The 19464-nt window shown below is 62.5% G+C and carries 17 protein-coding genes; 9 read left to right on the top strand and 8 right to left on the bottom strand.

Going from position 1 to position 19464, the window contains the following annotated elements; translation table 11 throughout:
- Positions 1-169 precede the first annotated feature (169 nt).
- Together D4A92_RS01730 and D4A92_RS01725 are read left to right on the top strand one after the other, a co-directional pair.
- Positions 170-1609 (top strand): amidase, encoded by a 1440-nt coding sequence (locus tag D4A92_RS01730; protein WP_203017688.1) that lies wholly within the window; start codon positions 170-172, stop codon positions 1607-1609.
- Positions 1610-1728: 119 nt separating this feature from the next.
- Complete coding sequence (locus D4A92_RS01725) at positions 1729-2781, top strand: dipeptidase (protein WP_203017686.1); 1053 nt, start codon at positions 1729-1731, stop codon at positions 2779-2781.
- Between the two features lie 39 nt (positions 2782-2820).
- Here D4A92_RS01725 and D4A92_RS01720 read toward each other — a convergent pair whose 3' ends face one another.
- The 3 genes from D4A92_RS01720 to D4A92_RS01710 all read right to left on the bottom strand — a co-directional run bounded on the left by D4A92_RS01720 (position 2821) and on the right by D4A92_RS01710 (position 6715).
- Entirely contained in the window at positions 2821-3996 is a 1176-nt protein-coding gene (locus D4A92_RS01720; RefSeq protein ID WP_203017684.1) for an acetate/propionate family kinase, read from the bottom strand.
- A complete protein-coding gene (locus D4A92_RS01715; RefSeq protein ID WP_203017682.1) occupies positions 3993-5375 on the bottom strand; it encodes a bifunctional enoyl-CoA hydratase/phosphate acetyltransferase in 1383 nt (460 codons plus the stop codon). The genes D4A92_RS01720 and D4A92_RS01715 overlap by 4 nt, the downstream gene beginning before the upstream one ends.
- 341 nt (positions 5376-5716) lie before the next feature.
- Complete coding sequence (locus D4A92_RS01710) at positions 5717-6715, bottom strand: P1 family peptidase (protein ID WP_203017681.1); 999 nt, start codon at positions 6713-6715, stop codon at positions 5717-5719.
- A gap of 390 nt (positions 6716-7105) precedes the next feature.
- Between D4A92_RS01710 and D4A92_RS01705 the strand changes: the two genes are divergently transcribed.
- Entirely contained in the window at positions 7106-7807 is a 702-nt protein-coding gene (locus tag D4A92_RS01705) for a phosphatase PAP2 family protein (protein ID WP_203017680.1), read from the top strand.
- Positions 7808-7824: 17 nt separating this feature from the next.
- On the opposite strand, the gene D4A92_RS01700 is transcribed toward D4A92_RS01705, so the two are convergent.
- The 3 genes from D4A92_RS01700 to D4A92_RS01690 all read right to left on the bottom strand — a co-directional run bounded on the left by D4A92_RS01700 (position 7825) and on the right by D4A92_RS01690 (position 11541).
- Complete coding sequence (locus tag D4A92_RS01700) at positions 7825-8757, bottom strand: ABC transporter permease (protein ID WP_069043348.1); 933 nt, start codon at positions 8755-8757, stop codon at positions 7825-7827.
- The gene (locus tag D4A92_RS01695; protein ID WP_054147968.1) at positions 8750-9760 is read right to left on the bottom strand and encodes an ABC transporter permease; all 1011 of its coding nucleotides are present in this window, start codon (positions 9758-9760) and stop codon (positions 8750-8752) included. Before D4A92_RS01695 ends, D4A92_RS01700 begins: the two co-directional genes overlap by 8 nt.
- Positions 9761-9834: 74 nt before the next feature.
- Entirely contained in the window at positions 9835-11541 is a 1707-nt protein-coding gene (locus tag D4A92_RS01690; protein ID WP_006727031.1) for a peptide ABC transporter substrate-binding protein, read from the bottom strand.
- Between the two features lie 321 nt (positions 11542-11862).
- Between D4A92_RS01690 and D4A92_RS01685 the strand changes: the two genes are divergently transcribed.
- Both D4A92_RS01685 and D4A92_RS01680 read left to right on the top strand, forming a co-directional pair.
- Positions 11863-13026, top strand: coding sequence for a M20 aminoacylase family protein (locus tag D4A92_RS01685; protein ID WP_203017679.1), 1164 nt, complete (start codon positions 11863-11865; stop codon positions 13024-13026).
- 45 nt (positions 13027-13071) lie between these two features.
- Positions 13072-14907: an ABC transporter ATP-binding protein gene (locus D4A92_RS01680; RefSeq protein WP_203017678.1), complete on the top strand. Its 1836-nt coding sequence runs from the start codon at positions 13072-13074 to the stop codon at positions 14905-14907.
- A gap of 45 nt (positions 14908-14952) precedes the next feature.
- Here the strand turns inward: D4A92_RS01680 and D4A92_RS01675 are convergent, their stop codons facing one another.
- On the bottom strand, positions 14953-15441 hold the full coding sequence (locus D4A92_RS01675; RefSeq protein WP_203017677.1) for a hypothetical protein: 489 nt from the start codon (positions 15439-15441) through the stop codon (positions 14953-14955).
- A 158-nt stretch (positions 15442-15599) separates the two neighbouring features.
- Between D4A92_RS01675 and D4A92_RS01670 the strand changes: the two genes are divergently transcribed.
- Positions 15600-16388: a carbon-nitrogen hydrolase family protein gene (locus D4A92_RS01670; protein ID WP_203017676.1), complete on the top strand. Its 789-nt coding sequence runs from the start codon at positions 15600-15602 to the stop codon at positions 16386-16388.
- A gap of 64 nt (positions 16389-16452) precedes the next feature.
- The gene (locus D4A92_RS01665; RefSeq protein WP_203017675.1) at positions 16453-17187 is read left to right on the top strand and encodes a sulfate transporter family protein; all 735 of its coding nucleotides are present in this window, start codon (positions 16453-16455) and stop codon (positions 17185-17187) included.
- Here D4A92_RS01665 and nth read toward each other — a convergent pair.
- Positions 17168-17950, bottom strand: coding sequence for an endonuclease III (nth, locus tag D4A92_RS01660; RefSeq protein WP_203017673.1), 783 nt, complete (start codon positions 17948-17950; stop codon positions 17168-17170). The genes D4A92_RS01665 and nth overlap by 20 nt on opposite strands.
- Before the next feature lie 25 nt (positions 17951-17975).
- Between nth and D4A92_RS01655 the strand changes: the two genes are divergently transcribed.
- Both D4A92_RS01655 and D4A92_RS01650 read left to right on the top strand, forming a co-directional pair.
- A complete protein-coding gene (locus tag D4A92_RS01655; protein ID WP_203017671.1) occupies positions 17976-18470 on the top strand; it encodes a DUF2244 domain-containing protein in 495 nt (164 codons plus the stop codon).
- Positions 18471-18550: 80 nt separating this feature from the next.
- Entirely contained in the window at positions 18551-19435 is an 885-nt protein-coding gene (locus D4A92_RS01650; protein WP_203017670.1) for a methylated-DNA--[protein]-cysteine S-methyltransferase, read from the top strand.
- Positions 19436-19464 lie beyond the last annotated feature (29 nt).

Raw genomic sequence — 19464 nt, 5'->3', positions numbered from 1 at the left:
GCCTCTAATTTGGTCGTTTGACCATTTTTATTTTGGGTGGGTGGAAAGTTTTCCGGATGCGCATGGCTGGCCTGCGTGAGGCGCTCGGCCCAACGCTTGACAGTGTCCTGTCGGGAAGCCCATCGTCTCTGTCTGCCCGACCAGAGCGCCCATTCGAACGGAGCCCCGCGTGTCCGACCTGACCTCCCTGTCCCTTGCCGACTTGCTAAAATCCCTCAATGCGGGAGGCGTCTCGGCCGAGGACGTCATGGAAGCCTATCTCGATCGGATCGAGTGGCTAAACCCTCAGATCAATGCGCTTGTCAGTCTTCGTTCGCGCGAGGCACTGCTTGCTGAGGCCCGGTCCAGGGATGCCGAGCGCAAGCAAGGCAAAACCCTTGGCCCGCTGCACGGCGTACCGATTGCGATCAAGGACCTGAGCGAAGCAAAGGGCATTCTCTGTACCTATGGTTCGCCGCTCTTCCACGACTATGTTCCGGACTTCGACGACATCCAGGTCCAGCGCATCAGGGCCGCCGGTGCCATCATCATCGGCAAGACCAATACGCCGGAGTGGGGTTTCGGCTCGCATAGCTACAATCCAGTCTTTGGCGTGACCCGCAATCCGTGGGACCTCACCCGCTCTGCCGGGGGCTCAAGCGGCGGGGCAGGGGCAGCGCTTGCGGCGCGTCTCGTGCCGGTCGCAGATGGCAGCGACATGATGGGCTCTTTGCGCAATCCGGCCGCCTTCAACAATGTCGTCGGATTCCGTCCGAGCTTCGGCCGTGTGCCCACGCTTCCGGGGCGGGACGCCTATCTCAATCAGTTGTCAACGCTCGGGCCGATGGGTCGCTCCGTGAAGGATGTCGTAGCGCTCCTCAACATCCAGTCCGGTTTCGATCCGCGCGATCCCTCCTCTTTCGAAAGCGGGCCAATCTCCCTCGACCCGGCGATCCCTGGAAAGGGCGGTCGCATCGGCTGGCTCGGGAACTTCGGTGGACATCTATCCTTCGAAGCCGGCGTGCTCGACTTGAACGAGAAGGCACTCGGCGTCTTCGAAGGACTGGGTTTTGCCGTCGAACCGGTGAAGGTCGATTTCGACCTGAACAGACTCTGGTGGGCCTGGACGACGCTCCGCAGCTATTTCACTGCCGGCAGCATGCGCGACTTCTATGAAGATCCCGGCCGACGTGGCGCGCTGAAGGCCGAGATCCTCTACGAGGTCCGCTCCGGGTTGCGCATCCAGGCGGCGGATGTCTACGAGGCCTCGGCTGTTCGCACGGCCTGGTATCAGGCGATGATGAAGGTTTTCGAGACTTGCGATTATCTCGTGGCGCCGGCCGCGCAGGTCTTCCCCTTCGATGCGGACATTCCGTGGCCGCGCGAGATCGCGGGCAAGCATATGGACACCTATCATCGCTGGATGGAAGTCGTGATTGGTCCCAGCATGGCCGGCCTGCCGGTCGCTGCACTGCCCGCAGGCTTTTCGGCGACGGGCCTGCCGAATGGCTTCCAGCTGATCGGGCGACCGAGGACGGATCGAGCGGTGCTGTCGGTTGCCGCAGCCTACGAGGCGGCGACCGACTGGCTCGCGCGAGTGCCACCGCTTGTTTCCGTGACTGCGGGATAAATCGTCGCGCAGCTTGAAGCGCGACATGATTTGGTCCAACGATTCCGAAACAGTCGCGGTGTTTCGCCTCATACCCCGTCCGGGCTTTTTGCCTGGACGCTACTTCTGGATCCTTTTTCATGAACCTAGTTTTCGACGGCCACAACGATGTTCTTCTGCGCCTCTGGCGCAGCCGCAGCGAGGGCCGAAATCCGGTCGCAGAATTTCGTAACGGAACGAGCGCCGGGCATATCGATGCGCCGCGCGCGCGGAAAGGCGGGCTCGCCGGCGGTCTCTGCGCCATCTACATTCCGTCGCCGCATGACTTCAATCTGCGCGAACCGGATGTGAACGGTCACTATTCCACGCCACTCGATCCGCCGCTGGAGAGGATCCCCTCGCTCGACATCGCCCTGCAGATGGCGGCGATCGCCCATCGGCTCGACCAGGACGGCAGCTGGCGGCTTTGCCGGACAACGGCCGAGATCCGCCAGGCCATGGCGGACGGCGTCTTTGCCGCTGTCCTGCACATGGAAGGCTGCGAGGCGCTCGATGCCGATCTCGAAACGCTGGAGGTTTTCTATGCCGCCGGCTTGCGCTCGGTCGGACCGGTCTGGAGCCGCCACAACATCTTCGGTCATGGCGTGCCCTTCGCCTATCCGAGTTCGCCTGATACCGGGCCGGGGCTGACGAAGGCCGGGGAAGATCTGATCAAGGCCTGCAACCGGCTCGGGATCCTGATCGATCTCGCCCACATCACCGAGAAAGGCTTTTGGGATGTCGAGCGTCTGAGCGATCAGCCGCTGATTGCCAGCCATTCCAACGTCCATGCCCTGACGCCTGTCGCCCGCAATCTGACGGACCGGCAGATGGATGCGATCAAGGCCAGCCACGGGCTCGTCGGTCTTAACTATGCCGTCACCATGCTGCGGCCTGATGGTCGCGACGATGCGGAAACCTCGCTTGCGACCATGGTCAGCCATATCGACTATCTCGTCGACCGCATGGGGATTGACTGTGTGGCGCTGGGGTCCGATTTCGACGGCGCGACGATCCCGAATGTCATCGGCGACGCCACCGGCAACCAGCGGCTCGTGACGGCGCTGAAAGAGCGCGGCTACGGTCCTTCAGACCTCGACAAGATCTGCCGAGAGAACTGGCTTCGGGTGCTGGCATCTGCCTGGCATGAGTAAGCCAGGGGGGCATCGCCTGAGGGGGCGACGATGGATGTCTCAGCCGAGGAGTCTCAGGCAATCGTCGGCGATGACTTGTTCCTCGTCGGTCGCGATGATCAGGATCTTCACGCGGCTTTCCTCGCGTGAGATGACGGCCTCGTTGCGGTCGTTCGCCTCGCTGTCCAGGAGCAGGCCGAGGAAGCGCAGGCGCTCGACCACCGAACGGCGGATCGTCGGCTGGTTTTCGCCGATGCCGGCGGTAAAGACCAGCGTATCCAAACCACCGAGCGAAGAGGCGAGCCGCGCCACCTCTCCTGCGATGCGGAAGGTGAAGACATCGAGGGCCTCGCAGGCTTCCTTCGACGGTGTCTCCAACAGCAATCGGCTGTCGGCACTGATGCCGGAGAGACCGAGCAGGCCCGACTGCTTGTAGATCATCTCCTCGACCTGTTTGACGCTCAGCCCATGCGCATCGACCAGATGGAAGAGCACGCCCGGGTCGATTGCGCCGGACCGTGTTGCCATCGGCACGCCGTCGATCGTGGAAAAGCCCATGGACGTGTCGCGGCTGATCCCGTGGTCCAGCGCGCAGAGGCTGGCCCCGGAGCCGAGATGGGCGACGACGGCCCGACCTCCTGCCGTTTCCGGTTCGAGCCTCTTCAGGGCGCCCGCGACATAGGCATAGGACAGGCCGTGAAAGCCGTAGCGCTTCACCCCCTTGTCGAACCATTCTCGCGGGATGGCAAACCGGCGCACGACATCGGATTGCGTGCGGTGAAAGGCGGTGTCGAAGGAGGCGGTCTGGGGGAGGCCGGGCTTGAGCTCGCCAATCGCGCGGATCAGGCGCAGGTTCTGCGGCTGGTGCAGCGGTGCCAGCGTCACCAGGCTCTCGATTGCGGCGAGGCCCTCCTCGTCGACGACGGCAGCATCTGCGAAGCGATCGCCACCATGGACCACGCGGTGGCCGACGGCCGAGACGGCGTCGAGATCGTAGTGCTCGGACAGCCAGTCGAAAACCTCTTCCAGAACGTCGTGCAGCAGATCATCAGTTTTGGCGACCAGCGGCACGTCGAAGACCTGGGGCCCCTCGACCAGATGGAAAGTCAGAGGTTCGGCGCGGAAGTCGATGACACCCTTGCCGACGCGCTTCGCCCCTTCAGGCTCGCGGGCGAAGATGCCGATCTTGACCGTCGAAGAGCCGGCATTGAAAGTCAGCAGCAGTTTCTGGCTCATGCCTTGTCACCGAGCGCTGCCGCACGCTTGGCAGCGACCAGCTTGGCGAGTGCGGCCGAGGCGATCCGGACCCTAAGACTGTCGGAGCGGCTGGTGAGGATGACCGGCACGCGAGCGCCGAGCACCAGGCCAGCGGCATCTGCATTGGCGAAATAGAGGAGCTGTTTGGCCAGCATGTTGCCGGCTTCGAGATCCGGCACCAGCAGGATGTCGGCATCGCCGGCGACGGGCGAGATGATGCCCTTGGTGCGGGCGGCTTCCATGCTGATGGCATTGTCGAAGGCGAGGGGCCCGTCGACCTTCGCACCCCGGATCTGGCCGCGGGCGGCCATGACGGTGAGGGCTGCCGCTTCAAGCGTTGCCGGCATCTTGTCATTGACCGTCTCGACGGCGGCGAGCACCGCGACCTTGGGCTCGGCCACGCCCAGCATATGCATGAGATCCACGGCGTTCTGGCAGATGTCGCGCTTGTGCTCGAGCGTCGGCGCTATGTTGATCGCCGCGTCCGTGACGATCAGCAGCTTGGAATAGGCGGGCACATCCATGACATAGACATGGCTGACGCGGCGCTCGGTCTTGAGCCCCGAGCCGCTGCCGACGACCGCGCCAAGCAATTCGTCTGAATGCAGGCTGCCCTTCATCACCGAGCCGACCTTGCCGGCGACGGCGAGTTCGACCGCGAGGGCTGCCGCCGCATGGCTGTGTTCGGTGTTGAGCATTTCCAGCCCGTCGATCGAGATGCCGGCCTTTTCGGCGGCCGCGCGGATCTTTGCCTCCGGGCCAATCAAGATCGGCTCCAGCAAGCCCTCGTCGCGGATCTCGACCGCTGCCTCGATCGCTTCCGGCGAGCAGGGGTGGACCAGCGCCGTCTTCACCATCGGCAGGCCGCGGGCCTCGGCGACAATGGCATCGAAGCGGTCGTGGCGCTGCAGCGAAACGTCCGGCGGCAGGTTCTCCGACCAGCTGATGCGTTCAATCGGCGCCCGCACGCGGGCCTTGCCGGCAAGTACCGGCTCGCCATTCTGGTTGACGCAACGGGTGTCGAAGATGAGTGTCCGGCCGTCGCTTTCCTTCTTCATCAGGGTGACGGTTGCGGTGATCCGATCCCCTGTCGCGATTTCCTTCCAGAATTCCAGATCCTGACCGAGATAGACGGTGCCGGGGCCGGGTAGGCGCGTGTCCAACACGGCGGAGATCATGCCGGCCGGGATCAGCGACTGGCCAAGCGGCACTGGATTTCTATCGCCGGAGAGGGCTGCAAAGAGTTCGATGTCATCGGGGCCGATGATCCGTGTCAGGCTTGCCGCATCGCCGAGTTTCAGCTCGTCGAAGGTGCGGTTGGTGAGGATTGGTCTTTCCATGTCGCTTTCGTCTTCCATTCTCGAACCGTCCTCCCCCGATCCGTCCATCCTACGGCAGGCCTGCTTTACCAGCATGACCACCCTTGGCGGGCAATCTCTAGGGCTAGGGAAGGCCTGTCCTTGACTTGGGTCAAGGGCGCAATGTGGGTGGGGCGACACCTCTCCCCTTGTGGGAGAGGATGGAAAATCGAAGGCTTAGGCGAGCGCAAGCCGCCTAAACTTCAGATTTTCCCGGTGAGGGGATCGGTGATGGTAGCACGACGAACGGACCCCCTCACTTGCGATTTCTGATGTTTAGGCGGCTTGCGCTCGCCTAATTCATCGAAATCGCTTTCTCCCCCACCAAGGAGGAGAAGAGGTCACCCCCACCTGTCCCGCCAGGCCGGTAACGCATCCGCGTAAGGCAGGGCCACCGCCTCATACACCCCGCGCGCAATCGCCCGAGCGGTCACCAGCGTTGCGAGATGGCAGAGTTCCATCAAGTCCGCCGCGCCATTGCTCTGGCGCTTGCCCGTCGAGGCCGAAAACATCGTGTCTCCGTCCAGCGGCAGATGCGCCGGGAGGACGGCGCGGGCGAGGCCGTCATGGGCCGAGAGCGAGAGGCGATGAAGTTCTGGCTTTGAGACAGCGCAATCGGTCACGACGGCGCCGATCGTGGTTGCCGTCAGTCGCAGCCCCTTGATGCGCAAGGCCCGATCTTCGACGGTCACATGAGCGGGCTGGCCGAGGCCGCCGAATTCTTCCCCCTCCTCGAAAGGGGCAGCCCAGAAATGCGGACCATCGCCAACCGTGACTGAACCCATGGCATTGACGGCCACCAGCGCTCCGATTGTGTGTCCCGAGGACGAAATGGCGCTGGCCGAGCCGAGGCCGCCTTTGAAATTGGCGGTCGTCGCGCCCGTTCCTGCGCCAACAGTGCCGAGCGGGAAGGCGCCTTTCGCCGCGCTCTTAAAGGCCTGATAGCCGAGATCGCGATAGGGCGCATGCAGGCCCCAGTTCTTGTTGCCGCCATTGAGCAGGTCCATCAGGATCGCCTGCGGCACGATTGGCACCCGCACGGAGCCAACGGCAAAGCCGCGGCCCGCAGCGCGCAGGCCCGACTGCACGCCGCCTGCCGCATCCAGCCCGAAGGCCGAGCCGCCTGAGAGCACGAAGGCATCGACCTGTTGCACCGTCATCGAGGGATCGAGCAGCGTCACGTCGCGTCCACCGGGCGCGCCGCCGAGCACGGTGCCGGATGCGGTCGCCGGTTCGTCGAAGACAATCACGGTGACGCCGGAGCCGAGGGCAAAGTCTGTCGCATGGCCGACGGTCAGGCCGTCGATGTCGGTCAGGAGGTTGAGCGGGCCTTGGGGCATGGGGATGTCTCCGGATGTGTGGGCGGAGAGTGGCGGGGGTGGGCGACAAGATCAAGGCGGTTTGGGTGAGTAAGCTGATCGGCTCAAAGCCTGTGCCGTGCGCTATGGCCTCTCATCCGCCTCCTGAACCTGTCGAAGGGCGGCACCTTCTCCCCGCAAGCGCGGGGAGAAGGCCGAAACGTGCACCGCGCGTGCCTCCCTCTCCCGACTGCGGGGAGAGGGTAGGGTGAGGGGCAAAACTCCGGGCCCTCGTCGCGAGCGAACCGCCGCTGTCCGGAAAGGGAAGTATGGAACAACCGCGACCCGCCCACATTTGCTTCCCGCGTCCCGGTTGACGCACGCGCCTTGCAACGCGATGTAGCCTCAACACCAACGATCAGGATCTTGCCCATGCAGCAGCTCAAGCGCCATCTCACCCGCATCGTCTCGGTCGCCGAAGCCCGCGTCTGGCTGACCGCGTTGGTGGCGGCGCTTTTTGCCTATCTGCTGTTCGAACTGACGGGGGAAGTGCTGGAAGGCGAGACGCGTGCCTTCGACGAGAGCGTGCTGCTCATGCTGCGCGATACCTCCGACGTCGGCATGCCGGTCGGTCCCGCCTGGCTCACCAAGGTGATGGTCGACATCACGGCGCTTGGCGGCGTGACCGTGCTGACTCTGCTCGTGACCCTGGTCGTCACCTATCTGGCTCTGCGTCGAAAATTTCGCACCGCTGCCTTCGTCACCGTTTCGATCCTCGGCGGCTGGGCCTTGAGCAGCGCGATGAAGCTTGGGATCGCCCGGCCGAGGCCTGAAGTCGTGCAGCATCTGGTCGAGGTGTCGGACATGAGCTTTCCGAGCGGCCACGCCATGCTGTCGGCGATCACGTACCTGACACTCGGCGCCATGCTGTCCCGGCTCGAGGAGCAGCCGTCGCTGCGCTATTTCTTCCCGGCCGTCGCGGTTTTCCTGACCCTGATCATCGGCCTCAGCCGCATCTATCTCGGGGTGCATTACCCGACTGACGTGCTCGGTGGCTGGGCGGCGGGAACGGTCTGGGCCTGTGCCAGCTGGTTCGCGGCGCGCTGGATATTGGGGCGGCCAAGCGGGCGCTGACGCGCCCGCTCATGCCCTCAATGCTTCAGCGCCTTCGGATCGAGCGCATCGCGGATTGCGTCGCCGATGTAGTTGACGCTCAGCACCGTCAGCGAGATCGCAAGGCCCGGCCACAAGACGCGGGACGGGTTGATCTGCAGGAAGTTGGCGCCGTCGAACAGTAGCCGGCCCCAGGTGGGAAAGTCCGGCGGGAAGCCGAGCCCCAGGAATGAGAGCGCGGATTCAGTGATGATGGCGGTGGCGATGCCGAGCGTCGCCGAGACCATGATCGAGGACATCACATTGGGCAGGATGTGCTTGATGATGATGCGGTGTTCGCGCATGCCGCTCGATTTCGCCGCCAGGATGAATTCCTGGCTTTTGATTGCCAGCACGTCGCCTCGCACGATGCGGGCCGTGTGCATCCAGCTGGTGATGCCGATGACGAAGACGATCAGGATGAAAATGCCGGTTTCCGGGCCGAAGGCGGTGCGCAACGTGTCGCGGAACAGCATGATGATCACCAGCAGCAGCGGCAGGAGCGGCAGCGCCAGGAAGAGGTCGGTCAGACGCATCAGCGGGCCGTCGAGCTTGCGGGAGTAGCCCGAGAGCACGCCGACCAGGGTGCCGACGACCAGGGCCAGCAGCATGGCCGCCATGCCGACGGCAAGCGAGATCTGGCCACCGGCGAGAACCTGGGCCAGCATGTCGCGGCCAAGGTTGTCTGTGCCGAAGGGATGCTCCCAGGATGGCCCCTGGTTCTTGGCACGGATGTCGAGTTTCGCCGGATCGATCGTGTGGATGTAGGGGCCGATGAAGACGGCGGCGACGATGAAGACGAAGACGATCAGGCCGGCAACGCCGCCCTTGTGAGCTCGGAACTGTCGCCAGAGCATGGGCCAGAAGCTGCCGCTCTGAGGTCTTGTCTGTGGAGCCGGTGCACCGGTTGTTGCGATTGCGGCATCACTCATAGCGGATCCTCGGATCGAGTATGCCGTAGAGAACGTCGGCAATCAGGTTGAAGAGCACGATCAGGATCGCGAAGATGAAGGTCAGGGTCTGCACGAGCGGGATATCGGCGCCCTGGATCGCGGTGATCAGCAACTGCCCCAGACCATTCACGCGGAAGACCTGCTCGGTGATGATGGCCCCGGAGAAGATCGTGGGGACGCCGAGCGCGATCACAGTCACGACCGGGATCAGGCTGTTGCGCAGGACATGCACGAGCAGCACGATCTTTTCCTTGACGCCTTTGGCACGCGCCGTGCGGACATAATCCATGTTCAGGTTGTCGAGCATGGAGGCGCGCACGAAGCGGCTGATCTGGGAGACGTTGAAAAGGGTCAACACCAGGACAGGCAAGAACATCTGCTTCACCTGGAGCACGAAGCTGTCCCAGCTGTTGACCACCAGTGTGGTGTCGTAGATCGACGGGAACCACTGCAGCCAGGAGGAGAAGACGACGATCAGCAGGACGCCGGTGAAGAAGGTCGGCACGGAGTAGCCGACCATCGAGACGAAGGTGCCGATCTGGTCGAACCAGGAATACTGGCGATAGGCGGAGATGACGCCGATCGGGATCGCGATCAAAACGCCGAAGAGGTAGGAGAGACCGACGACCCAGAGTGTCTGTGGCAGACGCTGGACGATCAGGTCGACCACGGGGCTGCGAGTCGCCCAGGAAAGCACGCGCATGCGCTCGCCGGAGCCGACGGTGATGCCGGTGATCTGTTCGAAGATGTTCAGCGGTTCATTGATGAAGAACTGCTGCAGCCATTTGAAATAGCGAATGATGAAGGGCTGATCGAGGCCCATGGCCAGCCGGATCTGCTCGCGCACTTCGGGCGGAATGGTCAGCGGCAGGTCGCCCAACGGGTCGCTCGGTGCGAGGTCGAGCAGGGCAAAAATTATGAAACTGATGGCCAGTAGCGTCGGGACTGCAAACAGCAGTCGCCGCACGGTGAAGGTGAACATCGGCTGGTCTCCAGACTGTCGGCAACAATGCGGGTGACGGGCCTGCCGACAGGGCAGACCCGTCACCTATGGCATTACTTCGCGCGCGACCAGTCGGCGACGTTCCAGAGTTCCGAATCCCAGGCGTTCATCTTCACGCCGAGAAGCGTGTTGTTGACAGCCGAGGGCTGACCGCGGTGGATCAGCGGGATCTGGGCGACATCGTTGGAGAGCATGTCGTTCAGCTTCTTGGCAATCTCGGCACGCTTTTCAAGCTCGCCGGTCTGGCCGAGCTCCTTCACGAGCGCATCATATTCCGGGTTGCAGTAGCGGACGATGTTTTCACCCTGCCAGCCGGTGGCCGGGCTCGGGATCTTGTCGCACATCCAGCCGGCCATGTACTTCTCGGGGTCGGTGCCGTCGAAGTTGTTGGTGTACATCTGGATGTCGGCCATGAACTTCTGGAAGGTGTCCGGAGAGGCCGGGTCACCGCCGAAGAAGACGGAAGCCGAGATGTTGCGCAGTTCGACGGACACGCCGATCTGGCTCCACATGTCCTTGACCAGCGCCTGGGTGCCCTGGCGGACGGAGTTGGTCGAGGTCTGGTAGAGGAAGGAGAGCTTGACGCCGTCCTTCTCGCGGATGCCATCCGAGCCCATCTTCCAGCCGGCATCTTCGAGCAGCTTGTTGGCGCCCTCGATGTCCTGCGTCAGGCACCAGTCGACGGCGGTCGAGACATAAATGTCCGGAGCGGGCAGGATGTTGCAGGTCGGCTGACCGTTCGGGCCGTAGCCAGCCTCATCGATGATCTCGCGGTCGATGGCGATCGAGAGCGCGCGGCGAACGGCCGGGTCTGACAGGGCCGGATGCGGTCCAGCCTCCTTGGTCGAGCGCTTGTCGCCGAGCGAGGGATCGACGCCGTAAGGATTGATGTCGATACGTTCGACTTGCGTGCCGAAGGCGACTTCGATCTTGCCCTTGCCGGCGGCCATCATCTGCTCGAGGATCTCGGGCTCGACCTGCATGTTCCAGGCGTAGTCGAATTCGCCGGTCTCGAGAACCGAGCGCGCTGCGGATGCTGCGTCACCGCCACCCTTCAGGGTGACCGAGGCGAATGCAGGCTTGGCGGCATCGCGGTAATTGCTGTTGGCTTCGAAGGTCACGACGTCGTTCGGCTTGAACTCCTTGACGACGAAGGGGCCGGTGCCGATTGGGCCGAAGTTGGCCGAGGTGCATTCCGGTGCCTTGGCGCCGAGGCAATCCTTGAACTGGGCCGCCTGGATGATCGGCGACTGGGCGCCGACAAAGGCGCTGTAAGGATAGGGCTTGGCTTCGGAGAAGGAGACCTTGATGGTGGAGGCATCAACGGCTTCCACATTGGTCACGCCTTCGAAATAGGCGCCCTGGGCGCAGCCGCCGTCCGGCGCCGTGCAATATTTCCAGGTGAAGATTGCGTCTTCGGCCGTAACGGCCGAGCCGTCAGACCATTTCAGATCGGGCTTCAGCTTCCAGGTGATGCTCTTGAGGTCTTCGGCCACGCCGCCATTTTCGACGGTCGGAATTTCGGTGGCGAGCATCGGCACCAGTGCGCCGGTCTCGTCGTAGCGGGCGAGCGGCTCGATGACCATCGAGGCGGCGTAAACTTCCTTGGTGCCCCCCGACAGATACGGGTTCATCGTCGAAACGGCCTGCCAGAAGATGATCTTCAGGTCGCCGTCCGTGCCGCGTTCGGCCATTGCCGGCGCTGCCGTCAGCGCGAAAGCGGCAGCCGACGCCGCCAGCATCAATTTGCGAGTGTTCATGTGCTCATTCCCCATTATTTTTGTTTGCAGGCATGATGGAAGACCGATCTGCCGGCCAGCGATGTGGCCAGCCCATTCGTTAAATGTCAACCACCTATCTTCTTGGTATTGCAGGAAAGTTTTTCAATTTTTAGCGCTCAGCAGAGTCGCGAAATGCGTTCCCGGACAGCCTGGTTTCTGTCGGGTTGGCTAAAATTTAGGCCATGTAATCACAAGCCTATTTTCCATGCAAGACGGAATTTTGCGGCTTGCCAAAGCTACGCATCGCGGCACAGTATGCGCGAAATCCTGCGGGGAACAACGACAAAAAGAGGTTACTTCATGCCAGTGCTCAACCGCGCCAGCGAACTCCAGCCAGAAGTCGCTGAGTGGCGCCGCCATCTGCACCAGAATCCGGAACTCCTGTTCGACGTGCATGGCACAGCTGCCTTCGTGGCGGAGAAGCTCAAGGAATTCGGCTGCGACGTCATCGAAACGGGGATCGGTCGCACCGGCGTGGTCGCGATCATCAAGGGCAATCGCGGCGAGGGGCCGGTCGTCGGCTTCCGTGCCGATATGGACGCCCTGCCGATCCACGAAATGTCCGGCAAGCCCTGGGCCTCCAAGACGCCCGGCAAGATGCATGCCTGCGGCCATGACGGCCACACGGCCATGCTGCTGGGTGCGGCCAAGTATCTTGCCGAGACCCGCAATTTCCGCGGTTCGATTGCCGTGATCTTCCAGCCGGCCGAAGAAGGAGGTGGCGGTGCCCGCGAGATGGTCGCCGATGGCATGATGGAGAAATTCGGCATTCGCCAGGTCTATGGCATGCACAATCACCCTGGCATGGCGGTCGGCACATTTGCCACCAAGAAGGGCGCGGTCATGGCCGCTGCCGATCAGTTTGACATCGTGGTGGAAGGTCGCAGCGGCCATGCCGCGCAGCCGCACAAGAGCGTCGACCCGGTGCTTGCCGCAGCACAGGTGGTGGTGGCGCTGCAGTCGATTGCCGCCCGCGAGACGGATCCACTCGGTTCCGTGGTGGTCACCGTGACCAAGATCCATGGCGGCGATGCGTATAACGTCATTCCCGATGCCGTCACCTTGTCCGGTACCGTGCGTACGCTGATGCCGGAAATGCGCGACATCGCCGAGGCTCGCATCGGTGAAATCGCCACCGGAGTGGCCATGGCCATGGGTGCCAAGGCGACGCTGCGCTATCACCGCGGCTATCCCGTCACCATCAACCATGAACCGGAGACCGAGTTCGCGCTCGATATCATGCGCAAGGTGGCCGGCAATCATGCCGTCAGCGATACCTTCCCGCCGGCGATGGGTGCGGAGGATTTCTCCTATATGCTCGAAGCGCGGCCCGGCTCTTTCGTCTTTATCGGCAATGGCAACACGGCCAACCTGCACAACTCGGCCTATGACTTTAACGACGAGGTGATTCCCTACGGCATTAGCTACTGGGTGACGCTTGCCGAAACGGCACTCGCCGCCTGATTACACGACCACATCTCGACACAGATAAAAACAGGGGAACGGGATATGGCTGTAGTGGAACAGGCAACAGAAGCAAGCAGGGCGCCGGTGCTTTCGGTGCGGGGTCTGACGACCTCGTTCAGGGTCGGAACCGAGTGGAGGTCTGTGGTGCGAAACATGGATCTCGACGTCGCCTCGGGAGAGACCGTGGCGATCGTCGGCGAATCGGGGTCGGGCAAGAGCGTGACCTCGCTGTCGATCATGCGGCTCCTGCCGGAATTGACGAGCCGCATCGCGGGGAGCGTCAAACTGGAGGGGCGCGAGCTTCTGACGCTCGATGCCGAGCAAATGCGCCAGGTGCGCGGCAACCAGATCTCGATGATCTTCCAGGAGCCGATGACCTCGCTCAACCCGATCTTTCCGATCGGCAAGCAGATCGCCGAGGCCATCACGTGCCATCGCGACATCTCCAATTCCGAGGCGAAGACCGAGGTGTTGCGGCTGCTCGACCGCGTCCGTATTCCGAATGCGAAGAACCGCTTCGATGAATATCCGCACCAGTTTTCCGGCGGCATGCGCCAGCGCGTGATGATCGCCATGGCGCTTGCGTCTCGGCCGAAGCTGCTGATCGCCGACGAGCCGACCACCGCGCTTGATGTCACCATTCAGGGTCAGATCCTCGACCTGATCAAGACGCTTCAGGACGAGGAGGGCATGGCGGTGCTCTTCATCACCCATGACATGGGAGTGGTGGCTGAAGTGTCGGACCGGACCATCGTCATGTTCCGCGGCGAGGCCGTGGAAACGGGGACGACGGACGACATCTTCAATCGTGGCCACCATCCCTATACCCGCGCATTGCTGTCCGCCGTTCCTAAGCTCGGATCCATGGGCGGGCGGGAGCGGCCGATGCGTTTCCCGGTCATCGATATCAAGACCGGGGCCACGCTGGTGCCGGAGGCGGAAGCCGGAGTTCCGGAAAAGGCGAGCCAACCACTGCTGGAGGTGAAAAACCTCACCACCCGCTTCGACATCCGGTCGGGCCTGTTCGGGCGCAAGAGCGGCGCGGTTCATGCGGTCGAAAACGTCTCCTTCAGCCTCAAGCCGGGCGAAACCTTGTCCCTGGTCGGCGAATCGGGTTGCGGCAAGTCCACAACGGGCCGCTCGATCACCCGGCTGGTTGAGCCGACTTCGGGTCAGATCACGGTTGACGGCTACAATGTTGGCAGCCTCGACGAGGCTTCGCTCCGGCGTATGCGTCGCAGCATCCAGATGGTCTTCCAGGATCCCTTCGCCAGTCTCGATCCGCGCATGAGCGTAGGGCAGGCGGTGATGGAGCCTTTCGTTGAACACAAGCTCGGTTCGAAAGCCGAAGCACGCGAAAAGGCCGCAGACCTTCTGGAGCGGGTGGGGCTCTCGGCCGACATGATGCCGCGTTATCCACATGAGTTCTCTGGCGGTCAGCGCCAGCGCATCGCGATTGCCAGGTCGCTGATGCTTGATCCGAAGATCATCGTCGCGGACGAAGCGGTTTCGGCGCTTGACGTCTCGATCAAGGCGCAGGTCTGCAATCTACTGCTCGATCTGCAGCAGAGCTTCAACCTCGCCTATCTCTTCATCAGCCATGATATGGCCGTCGTGGAGCGGGTCAGCCACCGGGTCGCCGTGATGTATCTCGGCGAGATCGTCGAAATCGGTCCGCGTCAGGCCGTCTTCGACAATCCGCAGCATCCCTATACCAAAAAGCTGATGGCGGCGGTGCCTGTGCCGGACCCGGCGCGACGCAAGCTCAAGCGCAATCTGTCGACCGACGAGATAAAGAGCCCCATTCGGCCCGTGGGTTACCAACCACCGGCGCGCCAGTACCGGGAGGTAAGCGAGGGGCATCTCGTTCAGGTGTGAGAGACTTTGCCTGCTTGCCTTTTTCCCATGCTCTGAGGTGGGTGCTTACGGGGCGGGCGCGTTGCCGAAGCCGACAAGGGTCACGTGTGCCGTCCACTCATATTTTGTCGCGTCGATGATCTGTGGACGCGGGTGGGCGAAGCCGTGGTGGAGCAGGGGGAAACACCGCGTTATGCTTTCGCCCGGAGCCAGAACCTGATCATGACGGAGGGTGCCGCGATAGGCGGTACCGGCTCTTTCCGCCTGTTGTCCGATCAGGTCAAAGGCAATGCGGTTGACCATGTCGCCAGAAGAATTGGTGAGTGTTGCGGCCAGCGGCAGGGCCGGATCGAGACAAGTCTCGCCGTCGGCTCCGACATCCACTGTGACGGCAGACACAGCACTTCTCTGGCTGCGCGACTGATCGTCGCTGAAGATCCAAATCACGGTGCCGATGACAGCGATTACGCCGGTCAGCGCGATCGCCCAGGGGCGGCGCCTGAGGTATAGCTCTATCAGCAGCAAGGCTACGGCGGCCGTAACGACAAAAGCCATCAGGACAAGTCTGCTTCGATTACATGTTCCATCTCATAAAGATAAGGTCCGAAACAAGAAAGGCAACCTTGCGCGGCGTGCCTTGGAGTTGCCGCTTGCCTCCGCTAGGCATGCAGCACTAACGTTCCAATCCAGACTCTGACGCAGACAGGTGCATCATGCTGATTTCGCTCTATCAAATGCAGCCGCTTTCCGGTGATGTTCCGGGCAATATCGGCAAGATCGCGCAAGCTGCGATGGCGGCGGCGGAAATGGGCGCGGAGCTTCTGGTCACTCCCGAACTCGGCACCAGTGGATATGCACTCGGTGCGCAGTTCGAAGAGCTGGCGGAAGGGCGCGACGGTTCGATCGTTGGGGCGCTCACGGAAATTGCGGTTGATTGCGGTTTGGCGATCTGCGCAGGCTTCCCCGAGCGCGACGGCAGCCAAGTGTTCAACTCGTCTGTGCTCGTTCGGCCTGACGGCAGCACGGAATTCTATCGCAAGAGCCATCTCTATGGCGACGGCGAACGGGCTGCTTTCGTGCCAGGCTCGGAGGCGCCACATGTCTTCGATCTGAATGGTATCAAGACCGGCATGCTGATCTGCTACGATGTCGAATTCCCGGAGAATGTGAGAACGCTGGCGCTCGCCGGTGCCGAATTGATCCTCGTTCCGACCGCGTTGCCGGAAGGCATCATCAGCCGACGGGTGGCCGATACGGTTGTGCCGACACGCGCCTTCGAGAATGGCGTCTTCGTCGTCTATGCCGATCTCTGCGGAGAAGAAAATGGGCTCACCTATGGCGGTCGGTCAGTCATCCTCGGGCCGGATGGCGACGAGCTGGCGCGGGCCGGCATGCGCGAAACTCTACTTGTCGCGGAAATCGATCCCGCCGCCTATGACGACGCCCGGGCGCAAAACCCCTATCTCACCGACCGTCGGCCGGGCCTTTATCGCCTCGGCTGAGATTGCGCATTGCAGCGGCAGCTTCGGCCTCCTACATCACGGCTGTTGATGAAGGAGGTCTCCGATGATTTTCGACGCTGCCCTGATGTCGCTGCGCAATCTGTTTGCCCCGGAGACCCGCACCGTCTTCTGGAAGACGCTCGGCCTCACGATCCTTGTTTTGATCGGCCTTTGGTTCGGGCTGCGCGAGACTTTCATCGCTTTCATCATGCCCCTCATCCAGGGCGTCGTCCCGGAACTGCCGGATTGGGCGGGCTGGCTGACCTTCATCTTCGGCATTCTGGCCAGCATCGGGCTGGCACTTGGTCTTGCGCTGTTACTATCGCCGGTTACCGCGATCATCGCCGGTCTGTTTCTCGACGATGTCGCAGAAGTCGTCGAGAAGCGCGACTACCCCAGCGATCCGTCCGGCACGGCGATGCCGATGGGCCAGGCGATCGTCGCCTCGATCAAGTTCTTCGGCGTGGTCATCGTCGGCAATCTCTTCGCGCTGATGCTGCTCTTCATCCCGGGCATCAACATCATCGCCTTCTTCCTGGTGAACGGTTACCTGCTCGGTCGGGAATTCTTCGAGTTCGCTGCCATGCGCTTCCGGAGTGTCGAAGAGGCGAAGCTCTTGCGTTCGCGGCATTCCGGCACGGTGTTCATGGCGGGCCTCGTGATCGCGCTTTTCCTGGCCGTGCCGATCGTCAACCTACTCACGCCTTTGTTCGCCGCCGGTCTGATGGTGCATCTGCACAAGGCGCTCGCCGCGCGGGATGGCGCTCGCTCGGTGAGCGCTACTCCTCGGCCGCGTTGAAGACCTGCGGCGGCAGTTCGACCAGCGGGGCAGGCACGTCACAGGTCTTTTCCGGCGACTTGCAGATATCGGCGATCACGCATTTTTCACATTCGGGGCGCCGTGCCTTACAGCAGTAGCGCCCGTGCAGGATCAGCCAGTGATGGGCGTGGAAGAGGTATTCTTCGGGGATGATCCGCATCAGGATCTCCTCGATCTCGTCCGGAGTCTTGCCGGGCGCGAGCTTGATGCGGTTGCCGATCCTGAGAATATGCGTATCGACGGCCATGGTCGGGATGCCGAAGGCCATGGACATCACGACGTTCGCCGTCTTTCGCCCGACCCCGGGCAGCGTCACCAGTTCCTCGCGTGTGCGTGGCACTTCGCTTCCGAAGTCGTCCACCAGCTTCTGAGAGAGCGCGATAACGTTTTTTGCCTTGTTGCGGAAAAGCCCGATGGTCTTAATGTATTCGCGGACCTTTTCCTCGCCCAAAGCCAGCATCTTTTCCGGCGTGTCGGCCACCTTGAAGAGGGCGCGGGTCGCCTTATTTACGCCAGCGTCGGTCGCCTGAGCGGACAGTGCCACGGCAACGACCAGCGTGAACGGGTTGACGTGTTCCAGCTCGCCCTTTGGCTCCGGCCTCTGGATCGAGAAGCGGCGAAAGATCTCCTCCAGTTCGGCCCGCGAATAGGCTGTGCGACGGCGTGTCGCCGGCTTGCGACGGGTCGCAGGATTTGACTTTTTCAAAGTTTGGGTGCTGGATTTCGGCTTCGCTTCAGTCATGGAAAACCTATAGTCGGGCGCGGTGATGGAAGGCAATCTCGAGCAGGCGGCAGATCAGCCGATTTTCGCAGCGGAACTGACACCCTACCGGTCGCTTGGCCGCAAGGGGTATCGCATCCTCTTCGCCGTCACCGGAACCGTGTGCCTCCTCCACGCGGTCTTCTTCATGGCGACCGGGGCATGGCCAATCGGATTGTTCTTCGGGCTCGACTTCCTGCTGCTCTATGGTGCCTTCTGGCTGAACTACCGTGCGGCCCGAGCCCGTGAAGAGGTGACGGTGTCTCGCACCAACCTGTCGATCCGCAAATTCACGCCGGCGGGCCGGATGACCGAACACACCTTCAAGACGCTCTGGGCGCGGTTTTTCGTGCACCGCCATGATGAGTTTGGCATCACATCAATGGTGGTGAGCGGCGAGGGCCGAGGTACTGATGTCGGCTCCTTCCTCAACCCGGATGATCGCGAAAGCTTTGCCAAGGCCCTCACTGGGGCACTTGCGACGGCCAAGCAGCGGATCTGAGTGCCTGACATCGGCGCAAGAAACGGGTGGCGCTCAAGGCTTGCCCGTGATGAAGTCCTGCTCAGATTGAGGATTTCGCCATGACGCTTGCGCAACAGATCGACCTTTCCGGCTCTACCGACATCACGCCTGATGGCTCTGACTATGAGACCGTGCGGCGGGTGATCGAGATGCTGACGCTCGACTATCAGAGCCAGCCATCGCTGGAGGTCATCGCCGAGCGGCTCGGCCAGTCCCCGACACAATTGCAGAAGACGTTTACGCGCTGGGCGGGGCTTAGCCCCAAAGCCTTCCTGCAGGCTGTGACGCTCGACCATGCCAAGCGGCTGCTGGGGCGCGAGGAACTGCCGCTTCTCGAGACCTCTCTTGAACTCGGCCTCTCCGGCCCCGGTCGTCTCCATGATCTGTTCGTCACGCATGAGGCCATGAGCCCTGGCGAATGGAAGGCGCGTGGGGCAGGTCTCACCATCCGCTATGGCTACCACCCGTCGCCCTTCGGACTGGCGCTTGTCATGATCACCGAGCGCGGGCTGGCTGGGCTCGCCTTTGCTGATGAAGGCGGCGAGGTCGTCTGTTTCGACGACATGGCACAGCGCTGGCCAAATGCGCACTATGTCGAGGATATCGAGGCTACGGCGCCTTATGCCGCCCGTGTCTTCCATCCCGAGCGCTGGTCGGCGGAGGAACCCTTGCGCGTCGTGCTGATCGGCTCCGACTTCCAGATCCGTGTGTGGGAAAGCCTTCTGCAGATCCCGCTCGGCAAGGCCGTCACCTATTCCGACATCGCCCAGAAAATCGGCCAGCCGACGGCCAGCCGCGCCGTGGGTGCGGCCGTCGGACGCAATCCGATCTCGTTCGTCGTGCCGTGTCACCGGGCGCTCGGCAAGAGCGGAGCCCTGACCGGTTATCACTGGGGGCTGACCCGCAAGCGGGCCATGCTCGGCTGGGAGGCGGGGAAGGGGTGAAGCGCGGCGCTGTTCTGAATGTTGCTTCT

Origin of the sequence: Rhizobium rosettiformans, assembly GCF_016806065.1 — a bacterium.
In the GTDB taxonomy this organism is placed as follows: domain Bacteria; phylum Pseudomonadota; class Alphaproteobacteria; order Rhizobiales; family Rhizobiaceae; genus Allorhizobium.
Note: the sequence above shows the minus strand (reverse complement) of the source record. Positions and strands in the feature narration are given on the sequence as shown.

What these genes read in the sequence shown, in the direction of transcription:
- D4A92_RS01725 (WP_203017686.1), top strand. Translation starts at nt 1,729, where the DNA reads ATGAACCTAGTTTTCGACGGCCACAACGATGTTCTTCTGCGCCTCTGG.
- D4A92_RS01720 (WP_203017684.1), bottom strand. Translation starts at nt 3,996, where the DNA reads ATGAGCCAGAAACTGCTGCTGACTTTCAATGCCGGCTCTTCGACGGTC.
- D4A92_RS01715 (WP_203017682.1), bottom strand. Translation starts at nt 5,375, where the DNA reads ATGGAAGACGAAAGCGACATGGAAAGACCAATCCTCACCAACCGCACC.
- D4A92_RS01710 (WP_203017681.1), bottom strand. Translation starts at nt 6,715, where the DNA reads ATGCCCCAAGGCCCGCTCAACCTCCTGACCGACATCGACGGCCTGACC.
- D4A92_RS01705 (WP_203017680.1), top strand. Translation starts at nt 7,106, where the DNA reads ATGCAGCAGCTCAAGCGCCATCTCACCCGCATCGTCTCGGTCGCCGAA.
- D4A92_RS01700 (WP_069043348.1), bottom strand. Translation starts at nt 8,757, where the DNA reads ATGAGTGATGCCGCAATCGCAACAACCGGTGCACCGGCTCCACAGACA.
- D4A92_RS01695 (WP_054147968.1), bottom strand. Translation starts at nt 9,760, where the DNA reads ATGTTCACCTTCACCGTGCGGCGACTGCTGTTTGCAGTCCCGACGCTA.
- D4A92_RS01690 (WP_006727031.1), bottom strand. Translation starts at nt 11,541, where the DNA reads ATGAACACTCGCAAATTGATGCTGGCGGCGTCGGCTGCCGCTTTCGCG.
- D4A92_RS01685 (WP_203017679.1), top strand. Translation starts at nt 11,863, where the DNA reads ATGCCAGTGCTCAACCGCGCCAGCGAACTCCAGCCAGAAGTCGCTGAG.
- D4A92_RS01680 (WP_203017678.1), top strand. Translation starts at nt 13,072, where the DNA reads ATGGCTGTAGTGGAACAGGCAACAGAAGCAAGCAGGGCGCCGGTGCTT.
- D4A92_RS01675 (WP_203017677.1), bottom strand. Translation starts at nt 15,441, where the DNA reads ATGGCTTTTGTCGTTACGGCCGCCGTAGCCTTGCTGCTGATAGAGCTA.
- D4A92_RS01670 (WP_203017676.1), top strand. Translation starts at nt 15,600, where the DNA reads ATGCTGATTTCGCTCTATCAAATGCAGCCGCTTTCCGGTGATGTTCCG.
- D4A92_RS01665 (WP_203017675.1), top strand. Translation starts at nt 16,453, where the DNA reads ATGATTTTCGACGCTGCCCTGATGTCGCTGCGCAATCTGTTTGCCCCG.
- nth (WP_203017673.1), bottom strand. Translation starts at nt 17,950, where the DNA reads ATGACTGAAGCGAAGCCGAAATCCAGCACCCAAACTTTGAAAAAGTCA.
- D4A92_RS01655 (WP_203017671.1), top strand. Translation starts at nt 17,976, where the DNA reads ATGGAAGGCAATCTCGAGCAGGCGGCAGATCAGCCGATTTTCGCAGCG.
- D4A92_RS01650 (WP_203017670.1), top strand. Translation starts at nt 18,551, where the DNA reads ATGACGCTTGCGCAACAGATCGACCTTTCCGGCTCTACCGACATCACG.